We start from the raw sequence: 18,561 nt of genomic DNA on the forward strand, positions 1-18,561 counted from the left end.
CCCTGAGGAGCGTTCGAATTTCCCCACACCTATCTGTATGCCCTTGGCGTCCATTGGCAGGCAGTTGCGGCGAATCCCTATGGCGATCGGTCCGATTCCGTCAGGATGGCGCGCGAAAGGCCGTACAGCTATGCAAGGGACGCAAGATGAGAGTGACCGATATACCGCTGAATTGGATGCTCCCCTGTGTCGTGGCGCTCGCCGGGGCCGTGGTGGCGGTGACGGTGCTCGCGCGCGGCCGGCACGGCAACGCGGACGACGCGGGGGCGTCCACGGATTCGTGGGAGCGCACGGAGGAACGCAGGCGCCGCAAGGAGGCCGTCTACGGCATGGCCTCCTATCTCCTCCTCTTCTGCTGCGCCGCGGTGGCCGCCGCCCTTTCCTTCCACGGACTGGTCGGATTCGGGCGGCAGAATCTCGGCTTGACGGGCGGCTGGGAATACCTGGTGCCCTTCGGCCTGGACGGCGCCGCCATGTTCTGCTCCGTGCTCGCGGTGCGGGAGGCCAGCCACGGCGACGCGGCCCTCGGCTCCCGGCTGCTGGTGTGGACCTTCGCGGGCGCCGCGGCCTGGTTCAACTGGGTCCACGCGCCCCGCGGGATGGACCACGCGGGCGCCCCGCAATTCTTCGCCGGCATGTCCTTGTCCGCCGCGGTGCTCTTCGACCGGGCGCTCAAGCAGACCCGCCGGGCGGCGCTGCGCGAGCAGGGACTGGTGCCCCGCCCACTGCCCCAGATCCGCATAGTCCGGTGGCTGCGGGCCCCCCGGGAGACCTTCGGCGCCTGGTCGCTGATGCTCCTGGAGGGTGTGCGCACGCTGGACGAGGCCGTCGAGGAGGTCCGCGAGGACAAGCGGCAGATGGAGCGCGACCGGGTCCGCCGGCGCGAGGCGGGCAAGCTGGAGCGCGCCCGGCTCAAGGCGTACAACCGGCAGAACCGGGTGTGGGGCCGGGTCACCCGCGGCGGCCGGCAGGTGGAGGTCGGCGCGCCGGCCGTCGCCGCCGGGCCACCGCCCGCACAGCTCGGCGCGGACCCTTCCATAGCCGCTGACCAGGGACAGCTCCCCGTACGCGCGCGTCCGCTCCAGGCGGTGAACGGCCCCGAGCCGATCGATCTCACCGCCGAGGACGACACCCAGGCCATCCCGCGGCTCGACTCGCTGGAGGCCAAACTCGCCCAGATCGAGCGGCAGTTCGGCTGACACGTCGGCCGGCACACCACGGGCCCTGGATCGTCGCGGTGCGGCGGTTCAGGGCTCTTGTGCGCCCAGCTCGAACCAGACCGCCTTTCCCACGCCGTGGGACCGCACGCCCCAGGCGTCCGCGAGCGAGTCGACGAGCAGCAGCCCGCGCCCGGAGGTGGCGGCCGTCTCGACGGCGTTGATCTCCGCGGCCTCCGGCGACCGCGCCGCCGGCCCGGCGGTGCGTCCGGCGACGTCACGCGCTCCGGCACGGCCTTCGGCGCCCTCCCCCGCCCCCGCGTCGGCGGGCCGCAGCGCAGGGTGCCGGGCGACGAAGTCCCGTACCTCCAACCGCAGCAGGCCCTTGGACCGCGCGCCCGCGCCGCCGGTGAGCGTCGCGCTCACCACCGCGCCGCCGTCCGTGTGCACGAGGGCGTTGGTGACCAGTTCGCTGGCGAGGAGCTCGGCGGTGTACGCGCGCCCCGGTGCACCCCAGTGCGCCAGCAGCTCGCGCAGCAGATTCCGCACCTCCGCGACCGCCGTGAGATCCCCATGCCCGAGCCGTCTTTCGAAGCGCGGCTCCGAAAGCGCCGCGCCGTTCCCCTCCGCACCCCTCGTCCGCGTCGCGTGGCCGTCCGTACCCGCCCAGTTCGCAGTCTGCCGTTTCATCCTTCCCTGCCCCCGACCCCTCCCCGGCGCCCCGGCATCGAACACGCTCACGCACACTCACGGCAATGCATGCCCCGAGCCGCACACGACGACGCCTGTTGACCTATCAACATGCTGATATGACTGGAATGCTGGCGCCCCTTGTGCTGTGCGCGAATATGCCAATGGCGTCAGGCCGTCGGCGCATTTGCCCGCGCCATTCCGGGGGTCAGGGACGGGGCACGTTGCGGAGGTTGGAGCGGGCCATCTGAAGCATCCGGCCGACGCCGCCGTCCAGCACGATCTTGCCCGCGGAGAGCGCGAATCCGCCGACCATCTCCGCGCTGATCTTCGGCGGAATGGACAGGGCGTTCGGGTCGGTGACGATGTCCACCAGCGCCGGCCCCTTGTGCCGGAAGGCGTCCCGCAGCGCGCCGCGCACCTGCTTGGGCTTCTCCACCCGGACGCCGTGCGCGCCCGCCGCGCGGGCGATGGCCGCGAAATCGGGATTGTGGTTCGTCGTGCCGTACGACGGCAGTCCGCCCACCATCATTTCCAGTTCGACCATGCCGAGCGAGGAGTTGTTGAAGAGCACGATCTTCACCGGCAGGTCGTACTGGACGAGGGTGAGGAAATCACCCATCAGCATGGAGAAGCCGCCGTCGCCCGACATGGAGACGACCTGCCGGTCACGGTCGAGGAACTGGGCGCCGATCGCCTGGGGAAGGGCGTTGGCCATCGAGCCGTGCGTGAACGAACCGATCACCCGGCGGCGCCCGTTGGGGGTGAGATAGCGGGCAGCCCAGACGTTGTTCATGCCCGTGTCGACCGTGAACACCGCGTCGTCCGCGGCCTCCTCGTCGAGCACCGACGCGACGTATTCGGGGTGGATCGGCGTGTGCTTCTCGACCTTGCGCGTGTACGCCTTGACGACGCCTTCGAGGGCGTCGGCATGCTTCTTCAGCATCTTGTCCAGGAACGCCCGGTCGCTCTTGGCCCGCACCTTCGGCGTCAGGCAGCGCAGCGTCTCGCGCACATCGCCCCACACCGCGAGGTCGAGCCGGGAGCGGCGCCCGAGCCGCTCGGGGCGGACGTCCACCTGGACGATCTTCACATCGTCGGGCAGGAAGGCGTTGTACGGGAAGTCGGTGCCCAGCAGGATCAGCAGGTCGCACTCGTGGGTGGCCTCGTACGCGGCACCGTAGCCGAGCAGGCCGCTCATTCCCACGTCGTAGGGATTGTCGTATTGAATCCACTCCTTGCCGCGCAGGGCGTGCCCGACCGGCGACTTCACCCGTTCCGCGAACCGCATCACCTCCTCGTGGGCGCCCGCGGTGCCGCTGCCGCAGAACAGGGTGACCCGCCGGGCCTCGTCGACCATCCGGGCAAGTTCGTCGATCTCCGTGTCGCCCGGTCGTACGGACGGCCGGGCGGGAGGCAGCGCGCTGTCCCCGGTGCGCTCAGACGCCGGCTCGCCCGCGATGTCACCAGGCAGGGTGATGACGCTGACGCCGCCCTTCCCGATCGCGTGCTGGATGGCGGTCCGCAGCACGCGCGGCATCTGCCGGGGGCTGGAGATCAGCTCGCTGTAGTGGCTGCACTCACGGAAGAGCTGGTCGGGATGGGTCTCCTGGAAGTACCCGGTGCCGATCTCGCCGCTGGGGATGTGCGAGGCGAGGGCGAGCACCGGGGCCATGGAGCGGTGGGCGTCGTAGAGGCCGTTGATCAGGTGCAGGTTGCCGGGGCCGCAGGAGCCGGCGCAGGCGGCGAGCCGGCCCGTCAGCTGCGCCTCCGCGCCCGCGGCGAAGGCGGCCACCTCCTCGTGGCGGACCTGCACCCAGTCGATGGCGGCGTCGCGGCGGATCGCGTCCACGACCGGGTTCAGACTGTCGCCGACGACCCCGTAGAGCCGTCGCACCCCGGCGCGCACCAGGATCTCCACGAACTGCTCCGCCACCGACTGCTTGGCCACGGCGTGTCTCCTCCGGATCGGGTCATGGGGCAGGTCACGGGCCTGCTCTCACATCCACCCCTGCCCCCATGAACCCATGGAACACCCCGCTATGCCTCCCAGAGCGCGCAGGCGGTCCGGTCGTCGGCGTAGCCCTTCACCCGCAGGGTCACGTCGCCGAGGAACGCGGCGAGGCCCGGGGGCTCCTTCCCGGCCCACCGCTCGGCCAGCCGGGCCCCGAGCGCCGGCTCGCCGCGCAGCGGCTCGGCCAGGCCGGTGCTGCACAGCAGCAGCGTGTCACCCGGCCGGGCGACGGACGCCCGGAAGCGGAACGGCTCGCCCGGCACCGCCGGGGGTTCGACGACGGGGGTGAGGCCGGGGGTGGGGATGCCGAGATCCACGGTCATCCGGTCGCCCAACGGGTCGTCCGGCGACGGACGGCCGGCTCCACCCGGCTCCGGGTCGGGGTCCAGGTCCTGCCAGAGCCCTTGCCGCAGCCGGAACAGGCCGCCCGTGCCGACGCCGAAGAAGACCCGCGTGCGGCACTCGGGATCGGCGGCCAGCAGCAGGCAGCGCACGGCCGCCGTGTACTCCTCGGGCCGCAGGCCCAGTTCGGCGGCGCGGCCCCGCAACCGCCCGTACGAGCGGTCGGTGAGCCGGTGCAGCCCGGACCTCAGCTCGCCGCGCCGACCGCTGCGGATGTCGTCGGCCAGCCGGGCGTGGCTGCGGCCGACGGCACCGCCCAGCCAGGCGCAGATGTCCCGCGCCGCGCGGTGCGCCGCGCCCGCGGCGCGCGTACCGCTGGCCATCGCGACGAACAGCAGCGCGCTGTCGCCCTCGCCGAAGCGGGCGGTCAGCAGGGCGTCGCGCCGCTGCTCGCCGCGGTAGCGCGCGGAGTCGCCGCGCAGCGACAGGGCGCGCAGGGTGACCCCGCCGTACCGCGCGCCGTCCAGGACGGTGTCCGGTACGAGGTCGTCCAGCCGGCCGGGCTCGGCGGCCGGCCAGGCGGTCGGCTCGGCGTCGTAGGTGGGCGGCCCCTCACCGACGAACTCGGCGGCCCGGGCGGGCTTCCGAAGCTGCTGCCGGGGCACGGTGCGCGGCCGGGGCAGGGCAACCCGCGGCCGTTCGAGCCGGGCGGCTCGCGCCGGCGGTACGGAGGGGGCGGACGGGAAGAGCGGAGCGGGTGGGGCGGCAAGCGGGGCGGGTGGAGCGGCAGGTGGGGCGGGTGGCACGGCCGGGGTCGACACCTGGGGCGCCGTGGGTCCGTCGGGCTCGTTGGGTACTGCGGGTCCGGTGGGCTCGCTGGGCGCCGGAGGTTCCTGGCGCAGGAGGGAGTCCCAGGGCTCCTGACGCCGTACGGGCTCGGGGCCTGCCCGACCCGGTACGGGCTCGGGACTCTCCCGCCGGTCCCCGGGTTCCAGGGGTTCCGGGCCCCACAGCGCGTCCAGGGGCTCCCGGCGTCCCGGGGACTCCCGGGGGTCCCCGCCCTGGGCGGATTCGGGGGTCTCCCTGCCCGGTTGGGGGTCGGGGGGCTGCTGGCCCCACACGGAATCGCGGGGTTGACGGCCCGGTTCGGGCTCGGGGGCTTCCCGCCCCCTTCCGGGCTCCCTGCCTTGCACGGGTCCGGGGATTTCCCGACCCGGTTGAGGGTCAGGGGCCTGCTGACCCCACACGGAATCCCGGGGCCCACACCCCGGTGCGAACTCGGGGGCTTCCTGCCCCCCTCCGGGCTCCCGGCCTCGTACAGGCTCCGGCGCTTCCCGGCCTGGTTCGGGCTCCGAGGGCTGCCGGTCCCCCACGCCCTCCGGGGGCTCCTGAGGCCCCACAGGCTCCGGGGATACCTGGCCCTGCACGTACTGCGGGTCCTCAGGCCCCCCTGCGGGCTCCAGGGTTGCCCAGCCCCGTACGGACTCGGGGGCTGCCCGATCCGGTACGGGCTCCGGGCCTGGCTGTCGGCTTTCACTGCCCTGTGCCGACTCGGGAGTCTCCTGCCGCCCTCCGGGCTCCCGGCCCCGTACGGGCCCCGTCGCTTCCCGACCCGGCTGAGGGTCAGGGGCCTGCCGGCCCCACATGGAATCCTGGGGTTCACGGCCCGGTGCGGACTCGGGGGATTCCCGCCGCCCTTCGGGCTCCCGGCCTCGTACGGGTCCCGGCGCTTCCCGGTCCGGTTGGGGCTCCGAGGGCTGCCGGACCCACACGTCCTTCGGGACCGGCGGCTCCGCGGGCGCACTGGGCTCGGCGGCGGTCGTCGCTTGCGGCAGGGCCATCGGATCGGACTGCCCGATCGGGTTCGCCGGCCCCGGCAGCCCCGGTGGGTTCCCCGGCGCCGTGGGGTCCACGGCCTCCGCGGATCCTGGCTGCCGCGGGGCGTCCACCGGCCCCGCGGCCCCACGGGGCTCGTCGGGCGGGAGGGGCTCCGTCGTCCTCTTCGGGCTCTCGTCGCCGGGCGACCGCCGCGGCTTCGGCGGCATCGGCCGGCGCGGCGGCTTCAGTGGTTTGTCCGCCAGCGGGCCGGCCTGCGCGGCGGTCGGCCTTCCGGCCGGCCTCCTGGGCCACTTCTCGGCGCGGCCCCCGGCCCGGCCCTCGGCCTGCGGCGGCCGGCTCCCGCCCCGGTCCCCCGTCTGCTTGTCGGTCTGTCGCCCGACGACCGGCGCCCGGAGGTCCGGCGGGCCGGGGAGGTTGGGCGGAGGGGGCGTCCGTGGGGGTGGGACCTGCGCTCTGGGGTCGGTGTGCGTGTCGCTGACGATCCGCTCCGACGCCGTCGGCGACGGCAGCCGCGGCGGGCCGCCGAGATCCGGTGGCGGCGGGAGGTCGGGCGGCCCGGGCAGGCCGCTGGTGTGCGGCCCTCCGTACCCCTTCGGCAGGGGCGGCAGCCCGCCCGGCTCCGGCGGGTCGGGGGGCGCGGGTGGCCTGGTCTTCGGCCTCGGCGCCGTTTTCGCTTTTCTGTTCGTGGACCTCGGTGCCGCTCCCACCACCGCCGAGGCGGAGGTGAACCGTTCGTCGAGGCTGTCGTCCTTGGTGGCGGTGGACGAACCCGTGTCGGGTTCATTCTTGTCGTACAACTCGCCCCACCAGGCGTCCTCTTGACCGGTGCGTTGGTCCCCCTGCTGACTCATGCCCTTATTGTCCACACTGTGTGGCTTACGGGAAGAGTGCACGGCAGACGTCACCCGGGGATGATGAACCGAGTCGGAACACGCTTGTGGGGAGGGGTGTCGCGTGCTGGGTGCCATAGGCCTGGACGCCGTCCGGGAAGCGGTGTCGTGCGAACGGGGGGCCGAACGGCTCGCCGGGCACAGTGCGGTGGAACTGGTGACCGGCGCGTCCGCCGTCGCGGAACGGCTGCTGCGGCTGCGGATCGGCGCGACCGAAGAGGTGTGCGCCCTCCTGGCGGACCGGCCCGGATCCGCGGCGGCGGACATGGTCAACAACGTGCCCCACCGGGCCGTCGTCGAACGCGCGGCACTGGCGGGTCTGATGGGGCTGCCGAGACTGTCGGCGGCGTTCGGCCGGAGTGGTCCCGCCCGGGTGCGGGTCGTCGACCGGGTCCCCGCCGAGCTGGTCGTCGCCGACCGCGCGGTCGCCCTGGTGCCCCTGACCCCGCGCTCCGGAGACCCCACGGAACCCACCGCCCTGGTCGTCCACCCCGGCGTGCTGCTCGCCTCCCTCGTCGACCTCTTCGAGGACGTGTGGCACGAGGCCCTCCCGCTCCGGGTCTGCGCCGACGGCAGCCGCTACGAGGGCCCGGTGGCCGGGCCGGACGCCGTGGACCTGGAGGTCCTCTCGCTGCTGCTCGTCGGGCTGACCGACGCCAGCGTCGCCAAGCAGCTGGGCCTGGGCCTGCGGACGGTCCAGCGGCGGGTGAAGCGCCTGATGGAGCTCGCGGGGGTGACCACCCGGCTCCAGCTGGGCTGGCACGCGGCCGAGCGTGGCTGGACCCCTCGGCGCTGACCCGCCCGCCCCCGCATCACCGCAGGTGGGGGCTTTACCGGCCACGGCGGCCGCAATCGTCCGGAAGCGGTGGCGCTCGCGTTCCGGCAAAGTTGGCCCATGGGGACGTGGCAGCTGGTCCTGGTCGGTCTGGTGATGCTGCTCGGCCTGCTCGGTGTCGTCACCCCGGGCGTGCCGGGGCCGCCGATCGTCTGGGCCGGTGTGCTGTGGTGGTCGATGACCACGCGGACCGCCGCGGCCTGGGCCGTCCTGGCCGGGTCCACGGGTGTGCTGCTGGTCGACCAGGCCGTGATCTGGCTGCTGCCGCCGCGCCGACTGAGGGGCGCCGGCATCACACGCCGCGCCTTTCTGGTGGCCGGCGTCACCGGGATCGCCGGTTTCTTCGTCGTCCCGGTCCTGGGTGCCGTGCCGGGGTTCGTCGCCGGGATCTACGGGGTCGAGCGCCGGCGGCTGGGCCGGCGCGGCGAGGCGTGGGCGTCGACGCGCCAGGTGATGCGGGTCCTGGGGACGAGCGTGCTGGTCGAGCTGTTCGCCTGCCTGCTGGTCTTCGGGGCGTGGGTGGGAACGGCCGTATGGGGCTGAACGCGACGGGCGGGCCCGGCGGTCAGCCCGCCACGCCCTCCAGCCCCAGCAGCAGCCGCTTGCGCTCCAGGCCGCCCGCGTAACCGGTGAGCGTGCCGTCCGCGCCGATCACGCGGTGGCAGGGTCGCAGCACCAGCAGCGGGTTGGCGCCGACGGCGCCGCCCACCGCGCGCACCGCGGCCCGTGAGGCTCCGATGCGGGCGGCCAACTGCCCGTAACTGGTGGTGGATCCGTAGGGCACGGCGTCGAGCGCGTCCCACACCTTCTTCCGGAACTCCGTACCCTCGACGGCGAATTCGAGGGAGAAGTCCCTCGACTCCCCCGTGAAGTACGCCGTCAGCTGCCGCTCGGCCTCGGCGAAGGCCGCGGGCTCGCGCCGCCAACCGGCCGCCACGGTGGGGGCGTTCTTCTGGCCGGGCACGGTCAGTGAGCAGATGGCGGTGGTGCCGGGCGCGGTCGCGGAGGGTCGGCCGGTGAGGAGCAGACGGCCGAGGGGGCTGTCGAATTCGGTGTAGAGCATGGTCAGTTGTCCTTAGCGGTGTGGTTCCAGAGGTGGTGCAGGGCGTACGAGCGCCACGGGCGCCAGTCGGCCGCCGCGTCCGGTGTCGCGCCGAGGGCGGCGAGTCCGTGCCGTACGCCCGCGTCACCGGTCAGGAAGACGTCCGGGTCGCCGAGCGCCCGCATCCGGATGTAGCCGGCCGTCCACGGGCCGACGCCGGGCAGGGCGAGCAGCGCGCGCTCGGTGGCGTCGCGGTCGACGCCCGGGTCGAGGCTCACGTCGCCGTCGGCCAGGGCGGTCGCGAGGGCGCGCAGCGCCCTGCGGCGCGCCTCGGGCATGCCCAGCTCCTCCAGCCCGGCGCCGGCCAGGGTGCCGGGCTCGGGGAAGACGTGGGTGAGCGTGCCGCAGGGCGCGGCGAGGGGCTTTCCGTACGCGGCGACGAGCGCGCCGGCGAGCCGGGCGGCGGCCGCGACGGTCACCTGCTGGCCCAGCACGGCCCGTACGGCGAGCTCGTCGCCGTCCGCCGCGCCCGGCGAGCGCAGCCCCGGCCGGGCCTCGGTGAGCGGGCGCAGCCGGGGGTCGGCGCCGAGCCGCTCGGTGACGGCGTACGGGTCGGCGTCGAGGTCGAACAGGCGGCGTACCCGCTGGACGGCGGTGGACAGGTCGCGCAGGTCACCGAGGTGCAGGCGGCAGTCGAGCCAGCGGCCGCGGCGGGCCGTCGCCGGTTCCCGCACCTCGGCGACGCCGGTGCCGTACGGCAGCCGCAGGGTGCGGCGGTAGCGGCGGGCGCCGGGGGTGCCCGTCATCTCCTCGATGCCGGTGATGGCCCGGCGCTGGAGGAAGTCGAAGATCTCGCGGGCCGCGTACGGGCCCCGGTGGGCGAGGCGCAGCGGGACGCCGGTGGGTGCGGAGCCGCCGGTGCGGGCGCCGCGCGCCTCGGCCCGCAGGGCGCTGGGGGTGCGGGCGTAGACCTCCCGGACCGTGTCGTTGAACTGGCGGACGCTGGCGAACCCCGCCGCGAACGCGATCTCCGTGACCGGCAGCGCGGTGGTCTGGAGCAGGACCCTTGCGGTGTGGGCGCGCTGCGCCCGGGCGAGGGCGACGGGCCCGGCGCCGAGCTCCTGGGTGAGCTGGCGGTGGACCTGGCGGGAGCTGTAGCCGAGCCGGGCGGCGAGCCCGGCGACGCCGTCGCGGTCCACGACGCCGTCGCCGATCAGCCGCATCGCGCGGCCGACGAGGTCGGCCCGGACGTTCCACTCCGCCGAGCCGGGCACGGCGTCCGGCCGGCAGCGCCGGCAGGCGCGGAAGCCGGCGCCCTGGGCGGCGGCGGCCGAGGGGAAGAAACGGACGTTGGGCCGCTTCGGGGTGACCGCCGGGCAGCTGGGCCGGCAGTAGATGCCGGTGGTGGTGACGGCGAAGAAGAAGCGGCCGTCGAAGCGGGCGTCACGACTGCGGACCGCGTCGTAACGCGAGTCGTCGAGGGTGGCCGCTGTGTCTGTCATGCCTCCAGTCTGCGGTATGCGTCTGTCGTTCGACTGGCGGAAATCGGACGTGACCCTCGGCGGTGGTTTCGGGGATCCGGGGACCCCGGCCCTCGATCGCCGGGCAGGCTTGATCAAGCCTGCCCGGCGATCGAGGGCCATGCCGGGCCCGGCGCTACCGCACCTTCCCCCGCTTCCACTCCAGCGCCCGGCGGCCCTCCGCCTGTTTGACCTTGAAGTCGCGCAGCTTCTCCGCGCGCAGTCGCGCGTCCGTGCGGGCGGCGAGCCGCTCGTTCTCACGGATCAGCTTGCGGTAGCTGTCGAGGCGGCGCCCGGGCAGGTCGCCGGAGTCGACCGCGGCGAGGACCGCGCAGCCCGGCTCGGCGACGTGCCCGCAGTCGTGGAAGCGGCAGTCGGCGGAGAGCTCCTCGATCTCGGCGAAGGTCCGTGCGACGCCGCCCTCGGCGTCCCACAGGCCCACCCCGCGCAGGCCGGGGGTGTCGATGAGGACACCGCCGCCGGGCATCGGCAGCATGTCGCGCGTGGTGGTGGTGTGGCGGCCCTTGCCGTCGCTGTCGCGGGTGGCGTGGACGTCCTGGACGTCCTCGCCGACGAGCACGTTGGCCAGGGTGGACTTTCCCGCGCCGGACTGGCCGAGCAGGACGGTCGTACCGCCGGCGAGCGCGGCGGCGAGGACGTCGACGCCCTCGCGCGTCGCCGCGCTGACCGCGAGCACCTGGGCGCCGGGGGCCGCGGCGGCGGTGTCGTCGAGGAGGTGCCCGAGGACCGCCGGGTCGCCGGCGAGGTCGGCCTTGGTGAGGACGACCAGCGGCTCGGCGCCGCTCTCCCAGGCGAGGGTGAGGAACCGCTCGACACGGCCCAGGTCCAGCTCGACGGCGAGCGAGACGGCGATGACGGCGCGGTCGACGTTGGCGGCGAGGATCTGGCCGTCCGACCGCTTGGAGGACGTGGAGCGCACGAACGCGGTGCGGCGCGGCAGGAGTGCTCGTACGTACCCCTGGGCGAGGTCGACGGCGGCCCAGTCGCCGGTGCACATGATGCGCAGCGGGTCGCCGGTGGTGACGAGCGCGGTGTCGGCGTGGACGGTCCGTACGCCGTCGCCGTCGGGGACGACGAGGTCGCAGCGGCCGCGGTCGACGCGGACGATGCGGCCGGGCGTCAGGCCCTCGGCGGCGTGGCGGGAGAAGCTTTCAGCGAACCCGGCGTCCCAGCCGTAGCGGGAGAGCGGGTGTGACAGCTCGGACAAGACAGTGGTCCTTAGGAAGGGAGGTGGAGTGAGTGGACTTCCGAGTGCGGGCAGCGCCCGTCGCCGTGACAGTCATCGGACCTCGCCTCCCTTCGTGTGCGGCGCGAATCTCGCGCGGAACCGATCCTGACACCACCGGCCCCCGGCCCGCGAATGATTTTTCGCGGGCCGGGGGCCGGTGGTGAACGACGCGGTGGTGGTGTGCGGTTGAGCGGCTAGTCGCGCGGCTTGGCGTGCTTGGGTCGGTGCTCCGGCTTGTGGATCCGGGAGCGCACGTCCTCCGGGGGCAGGAACTGGGCCCACCGCTCGGGGAATTCCGAGGGCGGCTCGCAGTCCCGGCCCACGAAGCCTTCGTCGTACGGCTCGTCGTCGACGTCGTCCTCCAGGCCGGCCTCCAGCGCGCGGGCGGCCCGTTCGGCCGCCTCCTGCGCCGCGGCGGCGACCCGGAGCCGGTCGACCTCGGCGCGGGCGGCTGCGGTGGCGACGGACGGCCACACGCGGTCGAGGGCGGCGTTGACGGCGGCGCCGACGAGCACGGCGAACGCCGAGACGCCGATCCACAGCAGCACGGCCACGGGCGCGGCGAGCGAGCCGTAGATGGTCGGGCCCTCCACCGTATGGGTGAGGTAGATGCGCAGCAGGAAGCTGCCGAGCACCCACATCGTCAGGGCCACGAGCGCGCCGGGGATGTCCTCCTGCCAGGGCGAACGCACCGGCACGGACACGTGGTAGAGCGTGGTGAGGAAGGCGATCGACAGCAGGATGACGACGGGCCAGTACAGGAACCGGACGACGTCCGCGCTCCAGGGCACGATGTCCACCACGGCCTCGGGCCCGGCGACCATCAGCGGGAGCGCCACCGCCCCGACGATCAGGGCGACGAGGTAGAGCAGGAAGGCGAGCAGCCGGGTCTTGACGATGCCGCGCTTGCCCTCCAGCCCGTACATGATCGTGATGGTGTCGACGAAGACGTTGACCGCGCGCGAGCCCGACCACAGGGCGATGGCGAAGCCGATCGAGATGATGTCGGGCCGACCCTTGGTGACGTCCCGCAGGAGCGGCTTGGCGATCTCGTTGACACCCTTGTCGCTGAGCACCGTCGCCGACGCCTTGAGGATGTTCTCCTGGATGGAGCCGATCGTGTTGGTGCCGGTCCAGAGGTCCAGATAGCCGAGCAGGCCGAGGAGGCCGAGGAGCAGCGGCGGCAGGGACAGCAGGGTGAAGAAGGCGGCCTCGGCGGCGAGTCCGGTGACGCGGTATTCGATGCAGGAGTTGACGGTGTCCTTGAGGAGCAGCCACGCCATCCTGCGTTTCGAGACATTTCGGTACAGGACCCTCGCCCTGTGGAGTCGGCCCGTACGCCGCCCCGATGGTTCGTTTGCTGCCTGCACGCCCTAACCGTATCGGCCCCTGGCCAGGTTGTTCGCACCGTGGCCGAAGCGCCCGGGCGGAGGGGCGCCGACGGGCCGGGGCGGTCCGGCGGAGGGTGATGCTGCGCCGACTCGGCACCACCCTCCGACCGCTCCCCGAAAGCTTCCGCCCGCGCGGGGGCCACCCGCAACGGTTGCATGCCGTTGCAATCCTGCGGATGCCCCTACGGCCGGGCCCGCGCGACGGCACCATGGCAGCGTGAACCGCGGAACGATCGACGAGAGCCTGCTGCCGGCCGTCCGTGAGGCCTGCCTCGGTGACGGTGCGCCTCCCGTTCCCCCTCGCCCGGTGATCGGGCAGTCGTGGCGCCGGGTGCGGCTGCACGGCGTCGACCCCGACATCGGGCGCCCGGCCCCGCCGCCGCTGCGCGCCGAGGAGGTCGAGCACCGGCGCCATGTGTCACAGCTGGGCGGGCTGCTGCCGCAGCTCCGCGAGGGGCTGGGCGCGATCGTGGACGTGGAGCGGCATCTGATGGCGGTCACGGACGCCGAGGGCCGGGTGCTGTGGCGGGACGGCAGCCGGGGGGTCTTGCGCAGCGCCGACCGGCTGGACTTCACGGTGGGCGCCTCCTGGACGGAGGAGCTGGTGGGGACCAACGGCATCGGCACGTCGCTGGTGGAGCGCCGTCCGGTGCAGGTGCACTCGGCCGAGCACTTCGTCCGCACCCACCACTCGTGGACGTGCGCGGCGGCGCCGCTGCACGATCCGCGCGACGGGCGGTTGCTGGGCGTGCTGAACCTCAGCGGTCCCGCGCCCGCCTTCAATCCGGCGACGCTGCCGCTGGTGACGGCCGTCGCCAAGGTCGCCGAGGCGGAGCTGCGGGTCCGGCACTGGCAGTCCGTGGACCGGCTGCGGTCGGTGGCGGCCCCGATGCTGTCCCGGGTGGGCGGGCGGGCGCTGGCCGTCGACCGGGAGGGCTGGGCGGCGGCGGTGACGGGCATGGGGCCGGTGGGGCGGGTGGCGCTGCCCAAGTCCGTACAGGCGGGGCGGGTGTGGCTGCCCTCGCTCGGCCTGTGCTCGCTGGAGCCGTTGCCGGACGGCTGGCTGGTGCGGGTGGACGAGGCGGCGGCGAGCGGCCGCCAGGAGGCGTCGGCCTACCGGGTGGTGCTGGACCTGCGGCGCCCGCGCGACTGGACGGTGACGGTCGCGGGCCCCGCGGGCGAGTGGTCGCAGGAGCTGAGCCCGCGCCATGCCGAGCTGCTGTACGTCCTGGCCCGGCACCCGGCGGGGCGCTCGGCCGCGCAGCTGGCCGCGGACCTCTTCGGCGATCCCACGCGCACGGTGACGGTACGGGCGGAGATGTCCCGGATGCGGCGAACGCTGGCCGGGGTGCTCGGCCACCGCCCGTACCGCTTCGCCGACAGCGTCGACGTCCGACTGCTGACCCCCACCCTCCCGGGGCAGCTGCTGCCCGGCTCGTCGGCGCCGGCGGTGGTGGCCGCCCGCGGGGATGTGCCCGCCGGTTAGCGCGGGGATCGTGATTGGCTGGTGATATGAGCATCAGTTCGACCACCGTGACCACCTGGTCCCTGGAGCAGACGTCCCCGGCCGATCTGATCCCGGCCCGGGGACCCGACCCGGCCGCGATCCGGATCGTCCGGGCCGAGGTGCCCTCGCCCGAGTTCAGCCGCTTCCTCTACACGGCCGTGGGCGGGGACCTGTTCTGGACCGACCGCCTGGCGTGGCCGTACGAGCGGTGGCAGGGATTCCTCGCGCGGCCGGGCGTGGAGACCTGGGTGGCGTACGAGCACGGGACACCGGCCGGGTACATCGAGCTGGACCCGCAGGACGAGGGCGCGGTGGAGATCGCCTACTTCGGTCTGCTCCCGGCGTTCCGGGGCCGCCGGATCGGCGGCCACCTGCTGTCGTTCGGCACGGCCCGGGCCTGGGACCTGGCGGCGCGGTGGCCGGAGCGGACGCCGACGAAGCGGGTGTGGCTGCACACCTGCACCAAGGACGGGGAGCACGCGATGGCCAACTACGAGCGGCGCGGCTTCCGCCTCTTCGAGACGAGGACCGAGGAGGAGCCGGCCGCCCCGGCGCCCGGCCCCTGGCCCGGCGCGTAGGGTCGGGGGCCGGCCTGGCCCATGGACGCGGCGCCTTGAGGACGGGCCGCGCGCGGCCTTGAGGACGGGCGCGCCAGACCTGCGGAACCACGGGGTCCGGGCCTCGGCGGAGCCGGGGTCCGGGGCTTTCGCATCCCATCATCCGGGATGATTTGGTCCGCATCGCGGACAGTGGTGGACTGCCCGGAGACCGTCGTGCCACGCTTCCGTCATGTCCCGCGCAGGAGTTGCCTTGGTGAGTCGACGTCATGTCGACCTCGGCCGCCTGTCCAGCGCCATCTGTCCGGCGCGCTGACCGGCTCAGCACCACCGCTTTCCCGCCGTCCCCACCGTCGCGGACGAGCGCCCACTCCGCCCGTCACGATCCGCACCGCGACAGCGTCGCCGCCGCGGGCCGCCGAGGCATATCCGCAGGTCGACCGCGGGACCACCGGCCACAAGCGCCTGCCCCACCCCGCGCCGTGAGAGCCACCCCCAGAAGGACACAACGCCATGGCTGCCACCGCCGCACCCTCAGGCCTCCCCCAGCCGACGGCCGGGGACGCCCCCACCGCCGCCGCCGCGGCCGTCCCGAGCCGCCGCAAGGCCGGCCGCCACCGCGGCGAGGGCCAGTGGGCCGTCGGCCACTTCACCCCGCTCAACGGGAACGAGCAGTTCAAGAAGGACGACGACGGTCTCAACGTGCGGACACGTATTGAGACGATCTACTCCAAGGCGGGCTTCGACTCGATCGACCCCAACGACCTGCGCGGCCGGATGCGCTGGTGGGGGCTCTACACCCAGCGCAAGCCCGGGATCGACGGCGGCAAGACCGCGATCCTGGAGCCGGAGGAGCTGGACGACAAGTACTTCATGCTGCGAGTGCGCGTCGACGGCGGCCGGCTGACCGTCGCCCAGCTGCGCGCCATCGGCGAGGTGTCGCAGACCTACGCGCGCGGCACCGCCGACATCACCGACCGGCAGAACATCCAGCTGCACTGGGTCCGCATCGAGGACGTGCCCGCCATCTGGGACAGGCTGGAGGCGGTCGGGCTGTCCACGACCGAGGCGTGCGGCGACTGCCCGCGCGTGATCATAGGTTCGCCGGTCGCCGGGATCGCCGCGGACGAGATCATCGACGGCACCCCCGCCGTGGACGAGATCCACGACCGCTACATCGGCAGCAAGGAGTTCTCCAACCTGCCGCGGAAGTTCAAGACCGCGATCTCCGGCTCGCCCGTGCAGGACGTGGTCCACGAGATCAACGACATCGCGTTCGTGGGCGTGGACCACCCCGACCACGGGCCCGGCTTCGACGTCTGGGTCGGCGGCGGGCTGTCCACCAACCCCCGCCTCGCCGAACGGCTGGGCACCTGGGTGCCCCTGGACGAGGTCGCGGACGTCTGGGCCGGCGTCGTCGGCATCTTCCGCGACTACGGCTACCGACGGCTGCGCACCCGCGCCCGGCTGAAGTTCCTGATGGCCGACTGGGGGCCGGAGAAGTTCCGCCAGGTGCTGGAGGACGAGTACCTCCAGCGCAAACTGCTCGACGGCCCCGCGCCCGCCGAGCCCGTGTCCCGCTGGCGCGACCACGTGGGCGTGCACCGCCAGCGCGACGGCCGGTTCTACGTGGGCTTCGCCCCGCGCGTCGGCCGGGTGGACGGCGCGACCCTCACCAAGATCGCGGAACTGGCGGGCGCGCACGGCAGCGACCGGTTGCGCACCACCGTCGAACAGAAGATGATCATCCTCGACGTGGCGGCCGAACAGGTCGACTCGCTCGTGGCCGGCCTGGAGGCGCTCGACTTCCAGGTCAGGCCCTCGCCGTTCCGGCGCGGCACCATGGCGTGCACGGGCATCGAGTTCTGCAAGCTCGCCATCGTGGAGACCAAGGCGCGCGGCGCCTCGCTGATCGACGAGCTGGAGCGCCGGATGCCCGACTTCGAGGAGCCGGTCACCATCAATATCAACGGCTGCCCCAACGCCTGCGCCCGCATCCAGACCGCCGACATCGGCCTCAAGGGCCAGCTGGTCCTGGACTCGGCCGGTCAGCAGGTCGAGGGCTACCAGGTGCACCTCGGCGGCGCGCTCGGCCTCCAGGCCGGCTTCGGCCGCAAGGTGCGCGGCCTGAAGGTCACCGCCGACGAACTCCCCGACTACGTCGAGCGGGTCCTCACCCGCTTCGGCGAGCAGCGCGAGGACGGCGAGCGGTTCGCGACCTGGGCGGCACGGGCGAGCGCGGAGGACCTGTCATGAGCGGCCGGGCCGCCCCCTTCTACTGCCCCTACTGCGGCGACGAGGACCTGCGGCCGTCCGAAGAGGGCCACGGCGCGTGGGAATGCGGCGCCTGCAACCGCGCGTTCCGGCTCTCGTTCCTCGGGCTGCTGTCCCGGGGACTCAGCAAGGGAGCACCGGATGACCGACCTTGAGACACTCGCCGAGCGGGCGGGCCGCGAGCTGGAGGGCGCCCCGGCGCTCGACATCCTGCGCTGGGCCGCCGAGACGTTCGGACCGCGCTTCTGCGTCACCTCCTCCATGGAGGACGCGGTCGTCGCCCACCTCGCGTCCCGCGCCCTGCCCGGCGTGGACGTCCTCTTCCTCGACACGGGCTACCACTTCCCCGAGACCATCGGCACCCGGGACGCGGTCGCCGCCGTGATGGACGTCAACGTCATCACGCTCAGTGCCCGCCGCACCGTCGCCGAACAGGACGCCGACCACGGACCCCGGCTCCACGACCGGGACCCGGACCTGTGCTGCGCGCTGCGCAAGGTCGAGCCGCTGACGGCCGGCCTGGCCGCGTACGACGCCTGGGCCACCGGCCTGCGCCGCGACGAGTCCGCGACCAGGGCGAACACCCCCGTCGTCGGCTGGGACGAGCGACGCCGCAAGGTCAAGATCTCGCCGATCGCCGCCTGGACCCAGGACGACGTGGACGCCTACGTCACCGAACACGGCGTGCTCACCAACCCGCTGCTGATGGACGGCTACACCTCCGTCGGCTGCGCACCCTGCACGCGCAGGGTCGCCGACGGCGAGAACGCGCGCGCCGGCCGCTGGGCCGGGCTCACCAAGACGGAGTGCGGGCTGCACGGATGAACGACGCTCAGGAGATACCCATGGCGACCGCCCTCGACCAGGGAACCACGGTCTGGCTCACCGGCCTGCCCAGCGCCGGCAAGACGACGATCGCCCGCGCGCTCGCGGAGCGGCTGCGCGGCGAGGGGCACCGGGTGGAGGTGCTCGACGGGGACGAGATCCGGGAGTTCCTCTCGGCCGGGCTCGGCTTCTCCCGCGAGGACCGCTCGGTGAACGTGCAGCGGATCGGCTTCGTCGCCCAACTGCTGGCCTCGCACGGGGTGAAGGTCCTCGTCCCCGTCATCGCCCCCTACGCGGACGCGAGGGAGGCGGTGCGCAAGCGCCATCAGCAGCACGGCACCGGATATGTGGAGGTGCATGTGGCGACGCCGGTGGAGGTGTGCTCGGTGCGGGATGTGAAGGGTTTGTACGCGAAGCAGGCGGCCGGGG

At 73.7% G+C, this 18,561-nt stretch carries 17 protein-coding genes; 10 read left to right on the plus strand and 7 right to left on the minus strand.

Features of this window, described 5'->3' with window-relative positions:
* Window positions 1-146: 146 nt before the first annotated feature.
* Window positions 147-1,199: a DUF2637 domain-containing protein gene (locus tag ACZ303_RS13070; protein WP_467338157.1), complete on the plus strand. Its 1,053-nt coding sequence runs from the start codon at window positions 147-149 to the stop codon at window positions 1,197-1,199.
* A gap of 48 nt (window positions 1,200-1,247) precedes the next feature.
* On the opposite strand, the gene ACZ303_RS13075 is transcribed toward ACZ303_RS13070, so the two are convergent.
* The 3 genes from ACZ303_RS13075 to ACZ303_RS13085 form a co-directional block, all read right to left on the minus strand.
* Window positions 1,248-1,847: an ATP-binding protein gene (locus tag ACZ303_RS13075; protein ID WP_467338160.1), complete on the minus strand. Its 600-nt coding sequence runs from the start codon at window positions 1,845-1,847 to the stop codon at window positions 1,248-1,250.
* A gap of 208 nt (window positions 1,848-2,055) precedes the next feature.
* The gene (locus tag ACZ303_RS13080) at window positions 2,056-3,798 is read right to left on the minus strand and encodes a pyruvate dehydrogenase (RefSeq protein WP_467338162.1); all 1,743 of its coding nucleotides are present in this window, start codon (window positions 3,796-3,798) and stop codon (window positions 2,056-2,058) included.
* Window positions 3,799-3,887: 89 nt separating this feature from the next.
* The gene (locus ACZ303_RS13085; RefSeq protein ID WP_467338164.1) at window positions 3,888-4,868 is read right to left on the minus strand and encodes a protein phosphatase 2C domain-containing protein; all 981 of its coding nucleotides are present in this window, start codon (window positions 4,866-4,868) and stop codon (window positions 3,888-3,890) included.
* A gap of 2,128 nt (window positions 4,869-6,996) precedes the next feature.
* On the opposite strand from ACZ303_RS13085, the gene ACZ303_RS13090 reads away from it, so the two are divergent.
* Complete coding sequence (locus ACZ303_RS13090; protein ID WP_467338166.1) at window positions 6,997-7,728, plus strand: helix-turn-helix transcriptional regulator; 732 nt, start codon at window positions 6,997-6,999, stop codon at window positions 7,726-7,728.
* A gap of 99 nt (window positions 7,729-7,827) precedes the next feature.
* On the plus strand, window positions 7,828-8,310 hold the full coding sequence (locus ACZ303_RS13095) for a DUF456 domain-containing protein (protein WP_467338168.1): 483 nt from the start codon (window positions 7,828-7,830) through the stop codon (window positions 8,308-8,310).
* 22 nt (window positions 8,311-8,332) lie between these two features.
* Here ACZ303_RS13095 and ACZ303_RS13100 read toward each other — a convergent pair whose 3' ends face one another.
* From ACZ303_RS13100 to ACZ303_RS13115, 4 genes are all read right to left on the minus strand, one after another.
* A complete protein-coding gene (locus ACZ303_RS13100) occupies window positions 8,333-8,830 on the minus strand; it encodes a methylated-DNA--[protein]-cysteine S-methyltransferase (protein ID WP_467338170.1) in 498 nt (165 codons plus the stop codon).
* Between the two features lie 2 nt (window positions 8,831-8,832).
* Window positions 8,833-10,311, minus strand: a complete 1,479-nt coding sequence (locus ACZ303_RS13105) for an AlkA N-terminal domain-containing protein (RefSeq protein ID WP_467338172.1) — start codon at window positions 10,309-10,311, stop codon at window positions 8,833-8,835.
* 154 nt (window positions 10,312-10,465) lie between these two features.
* Window positions 10,466-11,557 carry a ribosome small subunit-dependent GTPase A gene (gene rsgA, locus ACZ303_RS13110; protein ID WP_467338174.1) on the minus strand — a complete coding sequence of 364 codons (1,092 nt, stop codon included), beginning with the start codon at window positions 11,555-11,557 and terminating at the stop codon, window positions 10,466-10,468.
* A gap of 215 nt (window positions 11,558-11,772) precedes the next feature.
* A complete protein-coding gene (locus ACZ303_RS13115) occupies window positions 11,773-12,948 on the minus strand; it encodes a YihY/virulence factor BrkB family protein (protein WP_467338176.1) in 1,176 nt (391 codons plus the stop codon).
* Between the two features lie 238 nt (window positions 12,949-13,186).
* Between ACZ303_RS13115 and ACZ303_RS13120 the strand changes: the two genes are divergently transcribed.
* From ACZ303_RS13120 to cysC, 7 genes are all read left to right on the plus strand, one after another.
* Window positions 13,187-14,455: a helix-turn-helix domain-containing protein gene (locus tag ACZ303_RS13120; protein ID WP_467338178.1), complete on the plus strand. Its 1,269-nt coding sequence runs from the start codon at window positions 13,187-13,189 to the stop codon at window positions 14,453-14,455.
* Window positions 14,456-14,487: 32 nt separating this feature from the next.
* On the plus strand, window positions 14,488-15,054 hold the full coding sequence (locus tag ACZ303_RS13125; RefSeq protein ID WP_467338226.1) for a GNAT family N-acetyltransferase: 567 nt from the start codon (window positions 14,488-14,490) through the stop codon (window positions 15,052-15,054).
* Window positions 15,055-15,265: 211 nt separating this feature from the next.
* On the plus strand, window positions 15,266-15,349 hold the full coding sequence (locus ACZ303_RS13130) for a putative leader peptide (protein ID WP_467338228.1): 84 nt from the start codon (window positions 15,266-15,268) through the stop codon (window positions 15,347-15,349).
* Between the two features lie 197 nt (window positions 15,350-15,546).
* Entirely contained in the window at window positions 15,547-17,289 is a 1,743-nt protein-coding gene (locus ACZ303_RS13135) for a nitrite/sulfite reductase (protein ID WP_467338180.1), read from the plus strand.
* Complete coding sequence (locus tag ACZ303_RS13140; protein ID WP_467338182.1) at window positions 17,286-17,462, plus strand: hypothetical protein; 177 nt, start codon at window positions 17,286-17,288, stop codon at window positions 17,460-17,462. Before ACZ303_RS13135 ends, ACZ303_RS13140 begins: the two co-directional genes overlap by 4 nt.
* Window positions 17,449-18,132: a phosphoadenylyl-sulfate reductase gene (locus ACZ303_RS13145; protein WP_467338184.1), complete on the plus strand. Its 684-nt coding sequence runs from the start codon at window positions 17,449-17,451 to the stop codon at window positions 18,130-18,132. The genes ACZ303_RS13140 and ACZ303_RS13145 overlap by 14 nt, the downstream gene beginning before the upstream one ends.
* A 20-nt stretch (window positions 18,133-18,152) precedes the next feature.
* On the plus strand, window positions 18,153-18,561 hold a 409-nt coding region (cysC, locus tag ACZ303_RS13150), incomplete at its 3' end, for an adenylyl-sulfate kinase (protein WP_467338186.1).

It is taken from the genome of Streptomyces sp. NPDC023527 (assembly GCF_055560115.1).